General features: G+C 73.3%; 16 protein-coding genes. 6 read left to right on the top strand and 10 right to left on the bottom strand.

Annotated features, from left to right (window positions below; all coding sequences use genetic code 11):
* Window positions 1-75: 75 nt before the first annotated feature.
* Window positions 76-960, bottom strand: coding sequence for a sigma-70 family RNA polymerase sigma factor (locus ACZ4VA_RS15495; protein WP_468081654.1), 885 nt, complete (start codon window positions 958-960; stop codon window positions 76-78).
* Between the two features lie 104 nt (window positions 961-1,064).
* Between ACZ4VA_RS15495 and ACZ4VA_RS15500 the strand changes: the two genes are divergently transcribed.
* The gene (locus ACZ4VA_RS15500) at window positions 1,065-1,829 is read left to right on the top strand and encodes an SDR family oxidoreductase (RefSeq protein ID WP_355789243.1); all 765 of its coding nucleotides are present in this window, start codon (window positions 1,065-1,067) and stop codon (window positions 1,827-1,829) included.
* Window positions 1,830-2,192: 363 nt separating this feature from the next.
* The gene (locus tag ACZ4VA_RS15505; protein WP_355789246.1) at window positions 2,193-2,672 is read left to right on the top strand and encodes a DUF6314 family protein; all 480 of its coding nucleotides are present in this window, start codon (window positions 2,193-2,195) and stop codon (window positions 2,670-2,672) included.
* 48 nt (window positions 2,673-2,720) lie between these two features.
* Here ACZ4VA_RS15505 and ACZ4VA_RS15510 read toward each other — a convergent pair whose 3' ends face one another.
* Window positions 2,721-3,305, bottom strand: a complete 585-nt coding sequence (locus tag ACZ4VA_RS15510; RefSeq protein WP_355789248.1) for a histidine phosphatase family protein — start codon at window positions 3,303-3,305, stop codon at window positions 2,721-2,723.
* Window positions 3,306-3,450: 145 nt separating this feature from the next.
* Window positions 3,451-4,884 carry an aminotransferase-like domain-containing protein gene (locus ACZ4VA_RS15515; protein ID WP_355789251.1) on the bottom strand — a complete coding sequence of 478 codons (1,434 nt, stop codon included), beginning with the start codon at window positions 4,882-4,884 and terminating at the stop codon, window positions 3,451-3,453.
* On the opposite strand from ACZ4VA_RS15515, the gene ACZ4VA_RS15520 reads away from it, so the two are divergent.
* Window positions 4,883-5,884 (top strand): DMT family transporter, encoded by a 1,002-nt coding sequence (locus ACZ4VA_RS15520; protein ID WP_356244473.1) that lies wholly within the window; start codon window positions 4,883-4,885, stop codon window positions 5,882-5,884. The genes ACZ4VA_RS15515 and ACZ4VA_RS15520 overlap by 2 nt on opposite strands.
* 90 nt (window positions 5,885-5,974) lie before the next feature.
* Window positions 5,975-6,169, top strand: a complete 195-nt coding sequence (locus tag ACZ4VA_RS15525) for a DUF1918 domain-containing protein (RefSeq protein WP_356175321.1) — start codon at window positions 5,975-5,977, stop codon at window positions 6,167-6,169.
* Between the two features lie 229 nt (window positions 6,170-6,398).
* On the opposite strand, the gene ACZ4VA_RS15530 is transcribed toward ACZ4VA_RS15525, so the two are convergent.
* The gene (locus ACZ4VA_RS15530; protein ID WP_355785232.1) at window positions 6,399-7,658 is read right to left on the bottom strand and encodes a glycoside hydrolase family 10-like protein; all 1,260 of its coding nucleotides are present in this window, start codon (window positions 7,656-7,658) and stop codon (window positions 6,399-6,401) included.
* Window positions 7,659-7,805: 147 nt separating this feature from the next.
* On the opposite strand from ACZ4VA_RS15530, the gene ACZ4VA_RS15535 reads away from it, so the two are divergent.
* Both ACZ4VA_RS15535 and ACZ4VA_RS15540 read left to right on the top strand, forming a co-directional pair.
* A complete protein-coding gene (locus ACZ4VA_RS15535; RefSeq protein ID WP_355785238.1) occupies window positions 7,806-8,687 on the top strand; it encodes a 3-hydroxybutyryl-CoA dehydrogenase in 882 nt (293 codons plus the stop codon).
* Window positions 8,688-9,010: 323 nt separating this feature from the next.
* Window positions 9,011-9,268: a hypothetical protein gene (locus ACZ4VA_RS15540; RefSeq protein ID WP_355785241.1), complete on the top strand. Its 258-nt coding sequence runs from the start codon at window positions 9,011-9,013 to the stop codon at window positions 9,266-9,268.
* A gap of 33 nt (window positions 9,269-9,301) precedes the next feature.
* On the opposite strand, the gene ACZ4VA_RS15545 is transcribed toward ACZ4VA_RS15540, so the two are convergent.
* The 6 genes from ACZ4VA_RS15545 to ACZ4VA_RS15570 all read right to left on the bottom strand — a co-directional run bounded on the left by ACZ4VA_RS15545 (window position 9,302) and on the right by ACZ4VA_RS15570 (window position 18,016).
* Window positions 9,302-9,847 (bottom strand): NUDIX hydrolase, encoded by a 546-nt coding sequence (locus ACZ4VA_RS15545; protein WP_468081659.1) that lies wholly within the window; start codon window positions 9,845-9,847, stop codon window positions 9,302-9,304.
* A 196-nt stretch (window positions 9,848-10,043) separates the two neighbouring features.
* A complete protein-coding gene (locus tag ACZ4VA_RS15550) occupies window positions 10,044-11,384 on the bottom strand; it encodes a transcriptional regulator (RefSeq protein ID WP_355785246.1) in 1,341 nt (446 codons plus the stop codon).
* Between the two features lie 248 nt (window positions 11,385-11,632).
* Window positions 11,633-12,703, bottom strand: a complete 1,071-nt coding sequence (locus ACZ4VA_RS15555; RefSeq protein ID WP_452924258.1) for a PP2C family protein-serine/threonine phosphatase — start codon at window positions 12,701-12,703, stop codon at window positions 11,633-11,635.
* A gap of 335 nt (window positions 12,704-13,038) precedes the next feature.
* On the bottom strand, window positions 13,039-15,543 hold the full coding sequence (gene pheT / locus ACZ4VA_RS15560; RefSeq protein WP_468081661.1) for a phenylalanine--tRNA ligase subunit beta: 2,505 nt from the start codon (window positions 15,541-15,543) through the stop codon (window positions 13,039-13,041).
* Entirely contained in the window at window positions 15,543-16,670 is a 1,128-nt protein-coding gene (gene pheS, locus ACZ4VA_RS15565; RefSeq protein ID WP_356175307.1) for a phenylalanine--tRNA ligase subunit alpha, read from the bottom strand. The genes pheT and pheS overlap by 1 nt, the downstream gene beginning before the upstream one ends.
* 179 nt (window positions 16,671-16,849) lie before the next feature.
* Entirely contained in the window at window positions 16,850-18,016 is a 1,167-nt protein-coding gene (locus tag ACZ4VA_RS15570) for a sensor histidine kinase (protein ID WP_356175304.1), read from the bottom strand.
* Window positions 18,017-18,064 lie beyond the last annotated feature (48 nt).

Raw genomic sequence — 18,064 nt, forward strand, 5'->3', positions numbered from 1 at the left:
CCCCGTGCCCCGAACGCCGGGATCGTACGGCCCACGGTCCCGGCCCGCCGTCGGTGGCGGGCCGGGGCCGTGGGGTCAGGCGTCCAGGACGGCCAGGTCGACCTCGCGGAGGCGGTCCGGTTCCGCGATCACCTCGATCTCGGTGATCCCGCCGTCGGTGACCGTGAAGGCGAGCATGAGGCGAAGCCGTCCGAGCGGAGCCATCGCGAGGCCGACGCGTCCGCCGACCAGCGCCGGCTCGGTGGCCAGGGCGCGCTCCATGGCGGCCATCGCGCCCTTGGCCACGACCTGCGCGCCGCTGACGACGATCGGCTCCGGGCTGGGGATGACGGCCTTGTCGGCCCGGAGCACCACATCGGGGTGGAGCAGGCTGACCAGCGCGTCGAAGTCGCCGCCCCGGGTGGCGGCGAGGAACGCCCCGACCACTTCGCGCTGACGGGCGAGATCGGCCGCGGGAACCGTGCCGCCGCCCCTGACCCGGCGGCGCGCACGGCTGGCGAGCTGCCGCGTCGCGGCCGGCGAACGCTCGATCATCGGGGCGATCTCGTCGAAGGGCACGGAGAACATGTCGTGCAGCACGAAGGCGAGACGCTCGGCGGGCGCCAGTGTGTCGAGCACCACCAGCATCGCGAGCCCCACCGAGTCGGCCAGTTCCGCCTCCCGCACGGGGTCGCCCCCGGACTCCGGCTGGACGACCGGGTGCGCCACCTGCCCGTCGAGGGGGTCCTCGCGGCGGTGTTCACGCGACCGCAGCATGTTCAGGCAGACCCGGGCCACCACCGTGGTGAGCCATCCGCCGAAGTTCTCGACCTTCGTGACATCGGCGCGGCCGGCCCGCAGCCAGGCCTCCTGGAGGGCGTCGTCGGCCTCGCTGAGCGAGCCGAGCATCCGGTACGCCACCGACCGCAGATGGGAGCGCCGCTCCTCGAAGCGCTCCGTCAGCGATTCGTGTCCGTCCACCGTGTCACATTCCTTCGTCGCCGGGTGTCAGAGCAGTAGATCCGCACAGCGCAGTCGAAAGTACCGGGAGAACGGCTCCCGGACCGAACAGTTCAGGAGTTGCCATGACGACCTCCCCGATCCTGGTCACCGGCGGTACGGGCAACCTGGGGCGCCACGTCGTCCCGATGCTGAGGGCGGCCGGCCGCGAGGTACGGGTGCTGAACCGCAGCGGCGGCGCGTCCGGCGACGGCGTCGAGTACGTCGCCGTCGACCTGCTCACCGGCGAGGGCCTCGACGCGGCGCTCGCCGGGGTGGAGACCGTGCTGCACCTGGCGGGCGGCAACAAGGGCGACGACAAGGTGGCCCGGAACCTGGTGGGGGCCGCGCGGCGCGCCGGAGTGAAGCACCTCGTCCACATCTCGGTCATCGGGGCGGACACCGTGCCCCTGGGCTGGTTCAGGACCCAGCGGGCGGCCGAGACGGCGATCATGGACTCGGGTGTGCCGTGGACGATGCTGCGGGCGGCCCAGTTCCACGACCTCGTCCTCATGATGGCGGAGAAGATGGCGCGCATGCCGGTCGTGCCGGTGCCCGGCGGGCTGCGGTTGCAGCCCGTGGACTCGCGCGAGGTGGCGGCCCGGCTGGCGGAGCTGACGCTCGATCAGCCAGCCGGTCTGGTGCCCGACTTGGCGGGTCCGAAGGTGTACCCGCTCGGCGACCTGCTGCGCGGCTATCTTGGCGCGCGCGGCAAGCGCCGCCCGCTGATGCCGGTGCGGATGCCCGGGAAGGCGGGCCGGGCCTACCGCGCGGGCGAGAACCTCGCGCTGCGGGGCAACGACGTGGGCGAGCGGACCTGGGAGGCCTTCCTCGCCGAGCGAGTGGGCTGACACCGCGGGACCGGGCTCCGCGACGGGAACGCGAGCCACCTCGCCCCGGGACTGACGCGGACGCGCGCCTCTCCGGGCGGCACATACGCAGTCACCTCACCCCGGCCCGGGACCGACGGGAACGCACTCCACCCCGGCCCGCCGCCGTCTGGCGGCCGGCCGGCGCCCTGCCACCCGACGGCACCCGGAGGGCCACGCCGACTTCCACGGCTACCGCGTCCCGCCGAGTGGTTCGATGGCACGGACGTCGACCAGCACTTCGAACGGCAAGATAGGGAGGGGGCGGAAGCGCGGTAACAGGGGTTCACCCCCTCGCGCCGTGCCGCCGGTACGCGGGTCGGATGTGACGGAGAGCGGGACGGGATGGGCGAGTTCAGGCCGGTGGCCGACGTGCTGGCGTTTCTGGCCGGAAGCTGGCGGGTGGAGCGCCGGGTGGTGGACCTCGCGGCGGGCACCGAGGGACGGTTCACGGGCACGACGGTCTTCTCGCCCCTGGAGGACGGCGGGGACGGTCTCCTGCACCACGAGTCCGGCACCTTCGTGTGGCAGGGCACGCCCCGGCCCGCGGAGCGGACGCTGTGGTTCCTGCCCGGGGGCCGGGCGGGCACCGCGGACGTACGGTTCTCCGACGGACGCCCCTTCCACGACCTCGACCTGTCCACGGGCCGCCATGTCGCCGTCCATCCCTGCGCGGCGGATCACTACCGGGGCGAGTTCACGGTCGACGACGCCGGTCGCTGGCGCACGGTGTGGCGGGTGGGCGGCCCCGCCAAGGACCTCGTCCTGACCACCGACTACGTCCGGCCGGACCAGGACACCCTCGGCCAGGGCCACGGTCACTGACCCCGGGCTGCCGCGACCGGAGCTACGACACGTACGGCCGGCAGGGCTTCAGACGCGTTGCAGTCCGGACTCAAGACGCAGGTTCCATCGTCCGTTGTGCCCGGTCAGGGTGACCGTCGACAGGGGGCGGACGTCGATGTTCCAGTACGTCGCCGGCTGGGCCTTCAGGGCGTAGACGAGCGCGGCCCGCACCACCGAGGGTTCGGCGACTGCGACGATGCGGCTGCCGTCGTCGGCGGGCCGGGTATCGAGCCAGCCGCCCACCCGGGAGATGAAGGACATCAGGGACTCGCCGCCGTGCGGGGCGGAGCGCGGATCGGCGAGCCAGGAGTCGACTGCCTCGGGTTCGCGCGCCATCGCCTCGCCCAGGGTGAAGCCGCGCCAGCGCCCCATGTCGCAGTCCCGCAGCGCGAGCTGCACCAGCGGCGCGTAGCCGAGCGCGTCGCCGGTCGCCCTGCTGCGCGGGGTGGGCGAGCAGTAGCGCAGCTCCGCCGCGGCGAGCGGCACCAGCTCGTGCGCGGCACGCTGCACCTCGTCCCAGCCGGCCTGGTCCAGCGGCCGGTCGTCCTCGAAACGCTCGGCGAGCAGCGAGGAGCTGCGCGCGGCAGCGACGAAGGTGACCCGAAGATGCATGCGGCGATGGTGGAGTGCGAAAGTCCGCAGGTCAATAGGTGTAACTGAGGGTACTGACGAGAACACGCCACTCTCCCGGGGGCGGTCGGGGCGCCCTCGTGGAGCCACCTCGGCGCCCGGCACGGGTCCGCCGGCCGGAGGGGACCTACAGCACTTCGTCGCAGGCCGCCCGCAGCCGTCGTACGCCCTCGGCGATCTCGCCCGTGCCCGCGACGGCCGCGAAGCTCAACCGGACGTGTCCGGCGGGCGGTTCGGCGCTGAAGTAGGGACGACCGGGCGTCACAGCCACGCCCGCACGTAGGGCGCCCGCGACGAGCGCGGCCTCGTCCGCGCCGTCGGGCAGGCGCAGCCAGAGCTGGTAGCCGCCCAACGGGATGTGCGGCAGGGCGAGTTCGGGCAGGTGCAGGCGCAGCGCTGACGTCATGGTGTCCCGGCGGGTCTTCAACTCGGCGGAAACGGACCGCAGATGGCGGGGCCAGGCCGGGGAGCCCACGAGTTCCAGTGCCGCCTCCTGGAGGGGCCGCGGCACGAAGAAGGTGTCGACGACCTGAATCGCGCGCAGTCGCTCCAGGACCGGGCCGCGGGCGGCGAGCGCGCTCACCCGGAAGCTCGGCGAGGTCGCCTTGGTCAGCGAGCAGACGTGCACCACGACCCCGTCGGTGTCGTCGGCGGCGAGCGGTCGCGGCAGCGGTCCCGCGTCCTCGTGGACCAGCCGCCGCACGAAGTCGTCCTCGACGACGAACGCCCCCGCCGCGCGGGCGATGCGCAGCACCTCACCGCGGCGCTCCGGTGCGAGCACGGCGCCGGTCGGGTTCTGGAAGAGCGGCTGGCAGACGAAGACCCGGGCGCCGGTCGCCCGGAACGCGTCGGCCAGCAGCGCGGGCTGCACCCCGTCCCGGTCCACCGGCACCGGCACGGGTCGCAGGCCGGCGGCGCGGGCGATGGCGAGCATGCCCGGATACGTGGGCGATTCGACGAGGACGGGGGCGCCGGGCGGCGCGAGCGCGCGCAGGGCGGTGGTGAGGCCCGACTGGCCACCCGCGGTGATCAGGACCTCCGCCGCGGAGACGGCTCCGCCGATGCCCCGGGCGAACCACTCCCGCAGCTCGGTGAGGCCCTCGACGGGCGGTCGCGCCCATGCGCCGGGCCGCCGTCCCGCCCGTGACAGGGCCGCGCCCATGGCCCGCTCGGGCTGCAACGAGGGGTGGAGGTAGCCGCCGTTGAACTCGATCACGCCGGGCGGCGGCGCGGCCAGCGACACCAGCACGCCGGAGGCGTCCACGGTGCGCGGGACGAGTTCGGTGGCGGCGTCGGCGCTGAGCGACACGGTCTGCCAGGCGGTGTCCCCGCCGGCGGCGGGGGCGGTGCGCGGCTGCGCCCGGAAGGCCCCGGCTCCCGGCCGCGTGACCACCAGTCCCTCGGCGGCCAGCTGCGCCAGCGCCCGCGAGACGGTCACGGGACTGACCCGGAACCGCTCCACCAGGGCCCGGCTCGACGGCAGCTTTCCACCGGGAGAGTAGCGGTCGAGCTCGCTCCGCAGCCTGCTCGCCAGATCACCCACACTGCTACGCTCTTGCATGACAGCACAGGATAGCGCTACTGCCCCGACATCGATAGCGGTCAGCACCCCCGGCGACACCGAGACCGGCACACTCGGCGCAGCTCGCGGCGCGGGCCCGGAGCACCGGAGCACCACACCCGGCCACGGCGACGCTCGCGCCGACGCCCGCACCGGCACCTTGCTGGCCGCCCTCGGCGTGACGGCGTTCTCGCTCACCTTCCCCGCCACGGCCTGGGGCCTGGAGGGGTTCGGCCCCTGGTCACTGGTCGCCGTCCGCAGCGTCCTCGCGGCGCTGGTCGCGGGCGGCTGCCTGCTGGCGCTGCGGGTGCCGCCGCCCGGCCGCCGACACTGGGCGGGGCTCGCGGTCGTCGCCGGAGGCGTCGTGCTCGGGTTCCCGCTGCTGACGACGCTCGCGCTGGAGACGGCCACCACCTCGCACGCGGCCGTCGTGGTCGGACTGCTGCCGCTGACGACCGCGCTGCTCTCCGCGCTCCGCACCGGGGCGCGGCCCTCCCGCACCTTCTGGGCCGCCGCGCTCGCCGGGGCGGCCGCCGTGATCGCGTTCACCGTGCAGCAGAGCGGCGGCACCCTGACCGGCGCGGACGCGTACCTCTTCGGCGCGCTGCTGGTCTGCGCGGCCGGATACACCGAGGGGGGCCGGCTGGCCCGGCTGATGCCGGGCTGGCAGGTCATCGGCTGGGCGCTGGTCCTGTGCCTGCCGCTCTCCGTCCCCGGCGCCCTGGTCGCGCTGTCGTACGAACCCGTGCGGCTCACCGGGCACAGCGTGACCGGGCTGCTGTGGGTGGCGGCCGGTTCACAGTTCCTCGGGCTGGTCGTCTGGTACCGCGGCATGGCCGCCATCGGCGTCCCCAAGGCCAGCCAGTTGCAGCTGGCACAGCCGCTGCTCACACTGGTGTGGTCGGTGCTGCTCCTCGGCGAGCACCTCACACCGGCCGCGCCGCTGACGGCCGCGGCCGTCCTGGTCTGCATCGCGGTCACCCAGCGGACGCGGGGTTGACCGCCGCGCACGGGCCGGTCCAACCGGCCCCGACGGCCGTAGACTTGCGGCATGGACCGCTACTCCCGCACGTGACGAGGAGGCCCTCACATGCGTGCAACCGTGGGCGACCAGCTGGTGACGCACGGCAGGATCGTCGGCCAGCACGACAAGGTCGCAGAGATCACCGAGGTCATGGGTACGGAGGGCACCCCTCCCTACCGGGTGCGCTTCCAGGACGGGCACGAGGCAGTGATGTCCCCGGGACCCGACTCCGAGATCCGGCACAAGGACTCCATGAACTGACCGGCGGCGCGGCGCCGCGCCGGTCCGCTGCCGGCGCCTTCGGCGCCGGGCCGATCCGGTCCTGCGCCGGGCTCTCGACGTAGGTGCCGTTCCCGTCTGCGTCGCTTCCGCCGGCGCCGGACCGGCCGCTCCCGCGGCGCCGCCCGCATCGACCGTCACCGCGCCCGGGAGGCCCGGGCCCGGCCGCCGTCATGCCGGGATCCGCGGTCCCCCCACCCGCCGGACCTCCCTACCCCGGCGGCTCCGCCGGGCGCCCGTAGTGGTCGGCGACCACCCGGGCCATCGCGCCGATCCGGTCCACCGCCACCTCCTTCGCCGAGAAGAAGACGTGCCCGCGCACCTGCGGAAGCCCGGCGGCGAAGGCGAGGTGCCGGGACAGCTCGGCCGGGTCCTGCCAGGCGGCGGGCTGCGCCGGGTCACCGGCCTTGTAGAGCGCCTCCCCCATGTACAGCCGCACGCCGCTGCCCCTGACGACCTCCGCCCACCAGGGCACGAGCTTCGCGTAGTCGGCGGCGGCGAAGCCGATGTTCCAGTACACCTGCGGGCAGATGTAGTCGATCCAGCGCCTGCGCACCCAGCCGCGGGTGTCCGCGTACAGGTCGTCGTACGTCTGCACCCCGGCGCGGGTGTCCGAGCCGAGCGGGTCGGTCGCCGCGTTGCGCCAGACGGCGAAGGGGCTGATCCCGAACCGGGTCCCGGGCCGGACCCGCCGGATGCCGGCGGCCGTCTCCCGCACGAGCAGGTCGATGTTGTGGCGCCGCCAGGCCGCCCGGTCCGGGAAGCCCGCGCCGTGGGCCGCGTACGCCGCGTCGTCGTCGAAGACCTGGCCCGCGACCGGATAGGGGTAGAAGTAGTCGTCCCAGTGCACGGCGTCGACCGGGTACCGGCGCACCGCGTCGAGCATCGCGTCCTGCACGAACGCCCGGACCTCCGGCAGCCCGGGGTTGTAGTGGAGCCGGCCGCCGTACGGCACGACCCAGTCGGGGTGCAGCCGGGCCGGATGCGAGGCGACGAGCCGCGACGGGTCGGTGTGGTTGGCGATCCGGTACGGGTTGAACCAGGCGTGCAGTTCGAGCCCGCGCGCGTGCGCCTCGGCGACCGCCGTACCGAGCGGGTCCCAGCCGGGGTCCCGGCCCTGGACGCCGGTGAGGTACTGCGACCACGGCTCGTACGTCGAGGGCCACAACGCGTCGGCGGTCGGGCGCACTTGGAGGATCACGGCGTTGAGGCGGCGGCTCACCGCCGTGTCGAGGTGGGTGAGGAGTTCGGCGCGCTGCTCGGCGGCGGTGAGGCCGGCCCGGGAGGGCCAGTCGCGGTTGGCGACCGTCGCCAGCCACATGCCGCGCATCTCGCACGCGGCCCGCGCCTCCGCGCCGGGACCGGCGGTGTCCCGCGCGCGGGGGACGGCTCCGGCGTCCCCGGCCGCCGGCAGACCCGCCAGTGTTGCCCACGCGGCCACCGCGAACGCCCGGCGTGACACCCGTCCCATCCGTCCACCCCCATACGCTGCGGATCCGCTCGGTCACGGATCGTCCCGGCGCCCAGCATGCCCGACCCGGACGATCGATCACCGGGACTTCCGGAGTAACGTGCTCGATCGGAGCAGGCACCGAACAACGGGGGTCCTGCGGGCCCGATGATCAGCGAAAGGGACGATGTGACCGACATCGAACGCGTCGGAGTGGTGGGCTGCGGCCAGATGGGGGCGGGCATCGCCGAGGTGTGCGCCCGTGCCGGCCTTGACGTCAAGGTCGCCGAGACCACCGGCGAGGCGTTGGAGATTGGCCGTACCCGCCTTTTCAACTCCCTCTCCAAGGCGGCCGACCGCGGAAAGATCTCCGCGGAGGAGCTGCAGGCGACCCAGGACCGGCTCACCTTCACCACCGACCTCGGCGAGTTCGCCGACCGTGACCTCGTGATCGAGGCCGTCGTCGAGAACGAGCAGGTCAAGACCGAGATCTTCCAGATCCTCGACCAGGTGGTGACCCGGCAGGACGCGATCCTCGCCTCCAACACCTCCTCGATCCCGCTGGTGAAGCTGGCGGTCGCCACCTCGCGTCCCGACCAGGTCATCGGCATCCACTTCTTCAACCCGGCTCCGGTGCAGCAGCTCGTCGAGCTGATCCCGGCGCTGACCACCTCCGAGGGGACGCTCAGCCGGGCGCAGGCGCTCGTCGAGAAGGCCCTCGGCAAGCACGCGATCCGCGCCCAGGACCGCTCGGGCTTCGTGGTCAACGCGCTGCTGATCCCGTACCTGCTGTCGGCGATCCGGATGTTCGAGTCGGGCATCGCGAGCCGCGAGGACATCGACAACGGCATGGAGCTGGGCTGCGCCCACCCGATGGGCCCGCTGAAGCTGTCCGACCTGATCGGCCTGGACACGGTGGCCTCGGTCGCGTACTCGATGTACGAGGAGTACAAGGAGCCGCTGTACGCCGCTCCCCCGCTGCTCCAGCGCATGGTCGACGCGGGCCGCCTCGGCCGCAAGACGGGCTCCGGGTTCTACACGTACTCCTGAGTCCGGCACCCGGACCTCGGCCGCCGTCGCCTGCGGCCCGTCCGCCGGCCGGACGGCGAGCGCCCGAACCGGCCACGTACGTCCCCGTATTCGGTCACGGCGGCCTGATGACTGCGGCCGTCGACCGCTTTCGGCCACGCTCCGTGACATAGGGGCGTCCGCGGGCCCGGCTCTCTTCCGAGGGCCGGGCCCGTTCCATTCACACACCGTGTGCGCGCCGGGCCCGCATATGCCCCTCGCACACGCTCCCCACGCACCCACCAGGCGAGTTGACTTTCCGTGCACATGTAAGGGATGTGATGACTACGGAAAGGAGCGGTTCTGTGACCGTCGACCCCGAGCATCCCGTGGTCCAAGGGGAACTCGCAGAGTTACGGCGCCGTCTCGACGTGGCACACGCGCGCGTCGAGGGAGGGCTGGCTCTGCTCAGCCACCGCGTCGAACAGACCGCCAAGGAGCTCGACGACCTGAGCGCACGGGTCGTCGCTCTGGAACACACCCGCTGGCCCTTGCCCGCGGTGGCGGCCGTCACGGCCGTGGGCGCCCTCGTCGTGGCGATCTGGCAGGCTCTCGGGCACTAGCCGTCCAGGGCCCGTCCAGGACGCCGGGGGCGATCAGGGCAAGGCGTCCTGCCCGAGCCTGAGGTGGTGCAGGAGAAGCAGCGCGGCTGCCATGTTGGCGGCCGGGACCTCGCCGCGGGCGACCATGTCCGGGACGAGTTTCAAGGGAACCCATTCCCGGCGGTCCGACTCGAAGTCGTCCACGGGATGCCCGATGTACGCGCCTTCGTCCGCCCAGTAGATGTGGTGCCTGGCGTCGGTGAGCCCGTTGCAGGGCTCGACGGTCATCAGCGGGCGCAGGGGTCCCGGCCGCCAGCCGGTCTCCTCCTCCAGTTCGCGGGCCGCCGCGACGGCGATGTCCTCGCCGTCCTCGACGACCCCCGCCGCCAGTTCCCATCCCCAGCTGTCGGTGATGAACCGGTGCCGCCACAGCAGCAGGACCTCGTTGGCCTCGTTCACCACCGTGGCCACCGCCACCGGCCGCAGCCGTATCAGGAAGTGATCGAGATGCCGGCCGTCCGGCAGCTCGACATCTGCGAGATTGACGCTGAACCAGCGGTTTACATACACAGTTTGTTCGTTTCGTTTCGTCCACTGCACGGTTCTGCCACCTTCCGCCGAGTAGATGGCAATATCGCAGCAGGAGCGTCGTGGTAGCAGGCTCACGGCGGTCCGCTCGCAGCGCAGCGGCAGGCTCGGTGGTGCGCACGGGGACGGACGCACGGCCGCCCCGGCTCGGTGGGGTGCTCCCCGGTGATCTCTCCCGCGGACGCGAAGACGGGTCCGCCCGGGTCCTCTACAGCGGTACGCGCAGCGCCCCGTCGATGAGCTCGGCGGCTTCGGACGTACCCGCGCAACCGCTGGTCACCAGGTGTTCGCGTACCGCCCTCAGTCTGTCGCGCAGTCGCTGCGACTCCATCCCCCGCGCCTGCTCCGCCATCTGGACGGCGGTCGCGACCGCCTTGTCCGCGTTCCCCTGGCGCAGCTCGATCTGGCTGAGCATGGCGAGGCGGTGCACCCGGCCCCGGTCGTGCGCCGGTGTGTCCACCGCCGCCGCCGCGTGCTCGGCCGCCGCCACCAGGTCCCCGAGGCTGAGCAGCGCCTCCGCCACCTGTACGTTCACCAGGCCCGGCTGGACATAGCCGGTCTCGTCCGGCTCGTAGCCCCGCCGGATGCGCTCGGCCGCCTGCTCGGCACGCCGGATGCAGGACAACGCGCTGCTGCCGTCGCCGAGATGGGCGTACGCCTTGGCCTGCATCGCGTAGAGGTCGGAGGCGAGGGCCGGGGTGATGTGCCGGCCCGCGGCACGCAGCGCGGCCTCGGCGAAGGCGACGGACTGCCGGTACTCCCGCATGAACAGCGACTGGTTGACGAGCAGCGCTATGACGTAGGCCCCAAGCCCCCTGTCCCCGCTGGCCTTCGCCAGGCGCAGTGCCTGGTGGAAGTAGCGCTGGGCCAGTCCGTGCGCGTCGGAGTCGTAGGCGCAGATGCCCGCGATGGCGACCAACCCGCCGGTGGCGCGGTGGAGTTGGCGGCCGGTCTCGTCGGTGTAGCTGCCGCGCAGCAGGGGCGCGGTCTCGGAGTTGAGGAAGCCGACGATCCGGGTGCGCGTCGCGATCCCGCCCGCCTTGCGGTACATCTGCTCGTAGTGCGCGCGGGCCGCCCGGAGCATCTCGATGTCGGCCATCTTGACGCGATGGCGGCCGCCCCGGGAGACGTCGACGTCCTCGGGCGGGTTCTCCCACTCCCACACGGGCATCACGGCGGGCGTGCCGGTGACGGCCGGGGCGCCGAGGATGTGCGGACGCTGCTGCTCGTCGGAGCGCCACAGTGCCGTGGCCCGCTCGACGAAACCGGAGAGCGAGGTGCCGTGCGGCACGGAGGGCTCACCCGGTACGCCGAGGCCGATGTCGTCGAGGGTGACCGGCCGGTGCAGGCGCCCCGCGAGTACCTCGCAGATCAGGTCCGGTACCTGGCCGCGCGGGCGCTGCCCCTTCAACCACCGCGCCACAGCGGTGTGTTCGTAGCGCAGGGCGAGGCCGCGCGCCCGGCCCGCCTGGTTCACGTGCGCGGCCAGTCCCGCGTGCGAGATCCCCGCCTCGTCGAGGATCGCGTCGAGCAGGGTGTTGGGCTGCATGGAGGCCCTCCGGTGGCTCGGTGCCGACAGCGTAGTGCGGTCGGCTTCACACGGGGTGTGAAGGGAATGCCCGAATCCGCGGAGTACACGCGCTGTCGCGGAGCGTTTCGGGCCGGTTGACTGAAATGCCTCGCAAGAGGCCGGTCGGGCCGCCGGCTCCCCCTCGTACAGTGCGGCGGCCCGGCTCCCGCGCCGTCCGCCCGGCCGCCTGCCCGACACTCCGTGGCGGGGCGGACGGCGCGCCGACCTCACACGACGGGGTGCGCGCGCTGCCCCACGCGCTCGCCGCGCGGCTGGACGGGCCGGCGGGCGTTGCGGAGCACGAGCAGGGCGACGTCGTCGGCGGGGGTGCCGCCGGTGTGGCGCAGCAGCCGGGAGAAGACGGTGCTGAGGACGGTCTGGGGTGAGAGGGGGTGCGTACGGAGGGATTCGGTGAGCGCGGCGGACAGCGAGAAGAACCGGCCACGGGTGTCCCGCGCGTCCTCGACCCCGTCCGTGTGCAGGACGAGCGCCTCCTCGGGCAGGAGACGGCCGTGCCGGACCGGCGCCAGATCGGCGGGGAGCGGGAACGGGCCGAGCGGTGGCAGGGGTTCACCGCACGAGAGCGGCTCGACACGGGCGGGCCCGCCGACCGGCCCCGAGTCGCCGCGCAGGAGATACGGCCAGGGATGACCGCAGTTGAGGACGCTCATCTCGCCGTCGCAGCCGATCTCCAGGAGCAGCACGGTGACGAACTCCTCGGCGACCGGGTTGTCCGGTTCCGCGCCGACGGCGGGGTGTTCGGCCCGCGCCCGCTCCCGCAGGTGCCGGGCCAGGGCGCGGTCGAGCCGGGTCAGCACCCGGGCGAGGTCCGGTTCGTCGTACGCGGCCTCGCGGAAGCTGCCGAGGACGGCGGCGACGGTGGCGATGGCGGCGAGGCCGTGCCCGCGGACGTCGCCGATCACGGCCCGCACCCCGTACTCGGTGGCGACCACCTCGTACAGGTCCCCGCCGACCACGGCGCCGCGGTCGGCGGAGAGCTGGGCCACGGCGATGTCGAGGCCGCCGATCCGCGGTGGCAGCGGACGCAGCAGGACGCTCTGCGCGGCCCCGGCCACCTTGCGGATCTGCCGGAGTTCCCGCAGCAGCGTCTGCCGGACGTGGACGATGAGCCCGGTGCCGACCGCGAAGAACACGGCGCTGGTGACGATGCGGGCACCGAGCCCGTTCTGCTGGGCCAGCGGGCAGGCCAGTTTGTACGTGATGGCGCCGGCGCCCCACAGGGTCGGAAGCCCCAGCGACAGGGCGCGGCGGAGGGGCTGCCGGTCGGCCCGGCGCACCGCGCGGGCGAGCCGCCTCCGTAACACTCCCCCGTGGCCGCCGGACTGGACGGCCGCCCCGGCAGACGGCCGGAAACGCCTGCGAGGCCACACCCTGCGGACAGCCCCAGCCTTGGTACGGATCATGCCGACGGCCCCCCATCAGGCCCTGACTGCGCAGAATGGCCCGCGACGTCCGCCGACGCCTCCTGGGCCGGTCCGATTCTGTCGACCGCATGCCCCGAACGGACCAGATCGCCCGGAGTTGTCACCCGAACGAGTGAGGGGCACATCCGGCAATCCGGACGTGCCCCTCATTCGTCACCTCAGGGGTCACCTCAGGCGACCCGGGACGCTCACGCCCCGCGCAGCACCGCCCCGGTGCGGTCCGCCGCCAGGGCGACGGCCGCGTCACGGGCCGCGGAGGCCTCGTCGACGGTCAGGGTGCGGTCGGCGGCCCGGAAGCGCAGCGCGTAGGCCAGGGACTTCTTGCCCTCGCCGAGCTGCTCGCTCTCGTAGACGTCGAACAGCCGGATGGACTCGAGGAGTTCACCGGCGCCGTCACGCAGCGCCGCCTCCACGTCCGCGTGCGGGACGAACTTGTCGACGACCAGCGCGACGTCCTGGGTGGCGACCGGGAACGCCGAGATGTGCGGGCCCTTCGGCAGGCCCGCGCTCGCCTGCTCCAGCGCGTCCAGGTCGAGCTCCGCCGCGCAGGTGCGCGCGGGCAGCCCCAGCGCCTTGACGACCCGGGGGTGCAACTCACCGGCGTGGCCGATGACGCGCTCGGCGCCGTCGATCACCACGGCGAGCTCGGCGCAGCGGCCCGGGTGCCACGGCCCGTACTGACCGGTGCGCACGAGCAGTTCGGTGCCCGACTCCCGTGCCAGCGTGCGCGCCGCCTCGATCGCGTCGGCCCAGTCGGCCGGCCGGCCCTTGCCCCACCAGCCGGCCTGCTCGCGGGCGCCCGCGAGGACGACGGCGGCGTGCCGGGGCTGGACGGGGAGCGCGGCGGTCAGCGACGCGATCTCCTCGTCGGTGGGACGGCGGTCGACGGGCAGCCGGACCGCGATGCGCTGCTCCTCGCGCGGCTGGAAGACCAGGCCGGTCTCGAACAGCGCGAGGTCGTGGCTGCCCCGGCCGTCGTTGCGGCGCAGGGCCGCGAGCAGGCCCGGCAGCAGCGTCGTACGGAGGGCGGGCTCCTCGTCGGAGAGCGGGTTGGCCAGCTTGACGACCCGGCGCTTAGGGTCGTCGGCCTCCAGTCCGAGCTGGTCGAAGACGTGCTCGCCGAGGAACGGGTAGTTCAGCGCCTCGACGTAACCGGCGCCGGCCAGCGCGCGGCCGAACCGGCGGTGCAGCCGCTGCCGGTCGGTCAGGCCCCGGCCCACGGGGGGCTTGGGCAGGGTGGAGGGCAGGTTCTCGTAGCCCTCCAGCCGGATGACCTCTTCGGCCAGGTCGTTCGGGTCCGTGAGGTCGGGCCGCCACGAGGGCACGGTGACGATCAGCTCGTCCTGCCCGTACACGTCGCAGCCGACCTCCTGGAGGCGGCGTACGACGGTCTCGCGGCCGTACTCGACACCCGCGACCCGGTCCGGGTGGTTCGCCGGGAGGGTGATGGTGTGCGGCGCGGAGGGCGCGACGACCTGGGTGACCCCGGCGTCGGCGGTGCCGCCGGCGAGGAGGACCAGCAGGTCGACGGTGCGCTGGGCGGCGGCCGCGGCGGCCTCCGGGTCGACCCCGCGCTCGAAGCGCCGGGACGCCTCGGACGCCAGCTTGTGCCGGCGCGCGGTGCGGGCGATCGAGATCGCGTCGAAGTGCGCGGCCTCGACGACGACCTCGGTGGTGGTGCCCTCGGTGTCGTCGATCTCGGTGTCGGCACCGCCCATGACACCCGCGAGGCCGATCGGCCCGCGGTCGTCGGTGATGACGAGGTCACCGGAGTCGAGCGTGCGCTGCACGCCGTCGAGCGTGGTGAGCTTCTCGCCCTGCTCGGCCCGGCGCACGCCGATCGCGCCCTGGACACGGGAGCGGTCGTACGCGTGCAGGGGCTGGCCGAGCTCCAGCATCACGTAGTTGGTGATGTCGACGGCGAGCGAGATCGGGCGCATGCCAGCCTTCTGCAGACGGCGCTGCAGCCAGATCGGGGAGCGCGCCTCGGGGTCGAGGCCGGTGACGGTGCGGGCGGTGAAGCGGTCGCAGCCCTGCGGGTCCGAGACGCGCACCGGGTGGCCGAAGGCGTTCGGGGCCGGCACGTCGAGCAGCGCCGGGTCGCGCAGCGGCAGGCCGTACGCGATGGCGGCCTCGCGGGCCACTCCGCGCATCGACAGGCAGTAGCCGCGGTCGGGCGTGACGGCGATGTCGAGGACCTCGTCGACGAGTTCGAGCAGCTCGACGGCGTCGGTACCGGGCTCGTACTCCGGCGGCAGCACGATGATGCCGTGCGAACCGTCGTCGCCCATGCCCAGCTCGTCGCCCGAGCAGATCATGCCGTGCGAGGTGCGGCCGTAGGTCTTGCGCGCGGCGATCGCGAAGTCGCCGGGCAGGACGGCGCCGGGCAGCACCACGACGACCTTGTCGCCGACGGAGAAGTTACGGGCGCCGCAGACGATCTCCTGGGGCTCACCGGTGCCGTTGGCCTGGCCGACGTCGACGGTGCAGAAGCGGATGGGCTTCTTGAAGCCCTCCAGCTCCTCGATGGTCAGCACCTGGCCGACGACGAGGGGGCCCTTGAGGTCGGCGCCGAGCCGCTCGACCCTCTCGACCTCCAGGCCGGCGGCGACGAGCTTGGCCTGCACGTCGCGGCCGGTCTCGGTGGCCGGCAGGTCGACGTACTCCCGCAGCCAGGAAAGCGGGACCCGCATCAGATCTCCATCCCGAACGGCCGGGTGAACCGGACGTCACCCTCGACCATGTCTCGCATGTCTTCGACGTTGTGGCGGAACATCAGCATCCGCTCGATGCCGAACCCGAAGGCGAATCCGCTGTACTTCTCCGGGTCCACGCCGCAGGCGACGAGGACGCGCGGGTTGACCATGCCGCAGCCGCCGAGCTCGATCCAGCCCTCGCTGGAGCAGGTGCGGCAGGGCCGGTCGGGGTTGCCGACGGACGCGCCCCGGCAGACGTAGCAGAGCATGTCCATCTCGGCGGACGGCTCGGTGAAGGGGAAGTAGTTCGGGCGCAGCCGGGTCTTCATGTCGGCGCCGAAGAGCGACTGGACCATGTGGTCCAGGGTCCCCTTGAGGTCGGCCATGGTCAGGCCCTCGTCCACGGCCAGCAGCTCGATCTGGTGGAAGACCGGGGTGTGCGTGGCGTCCAGCTCGTCCGTGCGGTACACGCGGCCGGGGCACACGACGTAGACGGGGGGCTCACGGTCGAGCATGGCGCGGGCCTGCACCGGCGAGGTGTGCGTCCGCAGCACGACACCGGACTCGTCGCCCGAGCCGCCCGCGGGGCCCTGGACGAAGAAGGTGTCCTGCATCTGCCGGGCCGGGTGGTCGGGCGTGAAGTTCAGGGCGTCGAAGTTGAACCACTCCGCCTCGACCTCGGGGCCCTCCGCGATCTCGTATCCCATGGACACGAAGACGTCCGCGACCCGCTCCATGAACGTGGTCAGCGGGTGGCGCGCGCCCGCCGGTACGCGGTCGTACGGCAGCGTGACGTCCACCGCCTCCTCGACCAGGACCCGGGTGTCGCGCTCGGCCTCCAGCTCGGTCTGGCGGGCGGCGAGCGCCTTGCTCACGGCGCCGCGGGCCTGGCCGACGCGCTTGCCGGCCTCGGCCTTGGCGTGCGGGGGCAGAGCGCCGATCTCGCGGTTGGCGAGGGCCAGCGGCGAGGTGCCGCCGGTGTGGGCGACCTTGGCCTCCTGGAGCGCGTCGAGGTCGCCGGCGGCCGCGAAGGCGGCGAGCGCCTCGTCCCGCATGCGCTCGATCTCTTCCGGTTTCAAGGCCTCGACCTCTACAGGGTCGTACGACTTATTCGGTGCCGACATCTCTTCCCGTGCTTCCGGTTGGCTGGCGGATGGTCCCCGTCCCGACTCGGGGGACGCATCGTCCCTGAAACGGGGACGCAAAGGTGCCAAAGGCCGAGTCTAACGGGGGTGGGAGCCTCGCCCCGACTGGGCGTCCGGGCGGGCTCGGGTACGACGGCGCCCGTGGGGCCCGCTCGGCGCTACAGGAGGTACGCCGGGGTGCCCACGGGCAACGTAAATCGGAACTCGGCGCCGCCGCCGGGGGCGCGGCCGACCGTGATGGTGCCGCCGTGGGCCTCGACGATGCCCTTGACGATGTAGAGCCCGAGCCCGGTGCCGCCGCGCTTGCTGCCCCGCCAGAAGCGGGTGAAGACGCGGTTCATGGACTCCTCCGGGATGCCGGTGCCCTCGTCGCTCACGGTGACCGACGTGGCTGCGTTCGCCGTGCCGTCGTCGTCCGCGCGGTCGCGCGGGGACGCCGAGGGCGTGACGTCGATGGTGACGGTTCCCTCGCCGTGGCGCACCGCATTTTCCAGGAGGTTGCTCAGCACCTGGTCGACCTTGTCGGGGTCCGCCCACAGCTCGGGGAGCGGATGCTCGATCCGCAGCAGGAAGCGGTCGGCGGGCTGGCCCGCGGCGACGTACGCCTGGATGTGGCGGCCGACGGCGGCGCCGATGTCGACGGGCTGGCGGCGCACCTCCAGGCGCCCGGAGTCGATGCGGGAGATGTCGAGCAGCTCGGCGATGAGCCGGGTGACGCGGTCCGCGTCGGCGTCGACGGTCTCCAGCATCAGCTTCTTCTGGTCGTCGGTGAAGCGCTCCCACTTGGCGAGCAGGGTCGCGGTGAACCCCTTGACGGAGGTGAGAGGCGAGCGCAGTTCGTGGGCGACTGTGGCGATCAGCTCGGCGTGGCTGCGCTCGGTGCGGCGGCGGGCCTCGGTGTCGCGCAGGGAGACGATCACGCGGCGGACGGGACCGGTGGGCCGGGTGCGCACGTAGCGGGCGGAGACGAGCACCTCGCGGCCGCCGGGCAGCAGCAGGTTCCGCTCGGGCTGGCCGACCCGGATCGCGAGGCCGCCGTACGGGTCGGTGAGCTGCCACCAGCGGCGGCCTTCGAGGTCCTCCAGCGGGAGCGCCCGCTCCAGCCGGCGCCCGAGGGCCTCGGCGGCGGGCACCGCGGTGATCCGGGCGGCCGCGGCGTTGAAGCAGATCACGCGGCCGTGCTCGTCGGCGACGACGAGTCCGTCCGGCAGGTCGTCCGGGTCGATGCCCGGCTCGGCTCCGAGTTCGGCGAGATCACCGTGCCGGGCCGCGGGCGTGCCCCGCACGTCCCGTGCCCCCGGTGCTCTCCTCGTGCCGACACCCATCCCCGTACCCCACCTCTCGTCTGGCGCAGTGGGCCCCCGAGCCCGTCA

The sequence above is a fragment of the Streptomyces sp. NPDC028308 genome (assembly GCF_055565855.1).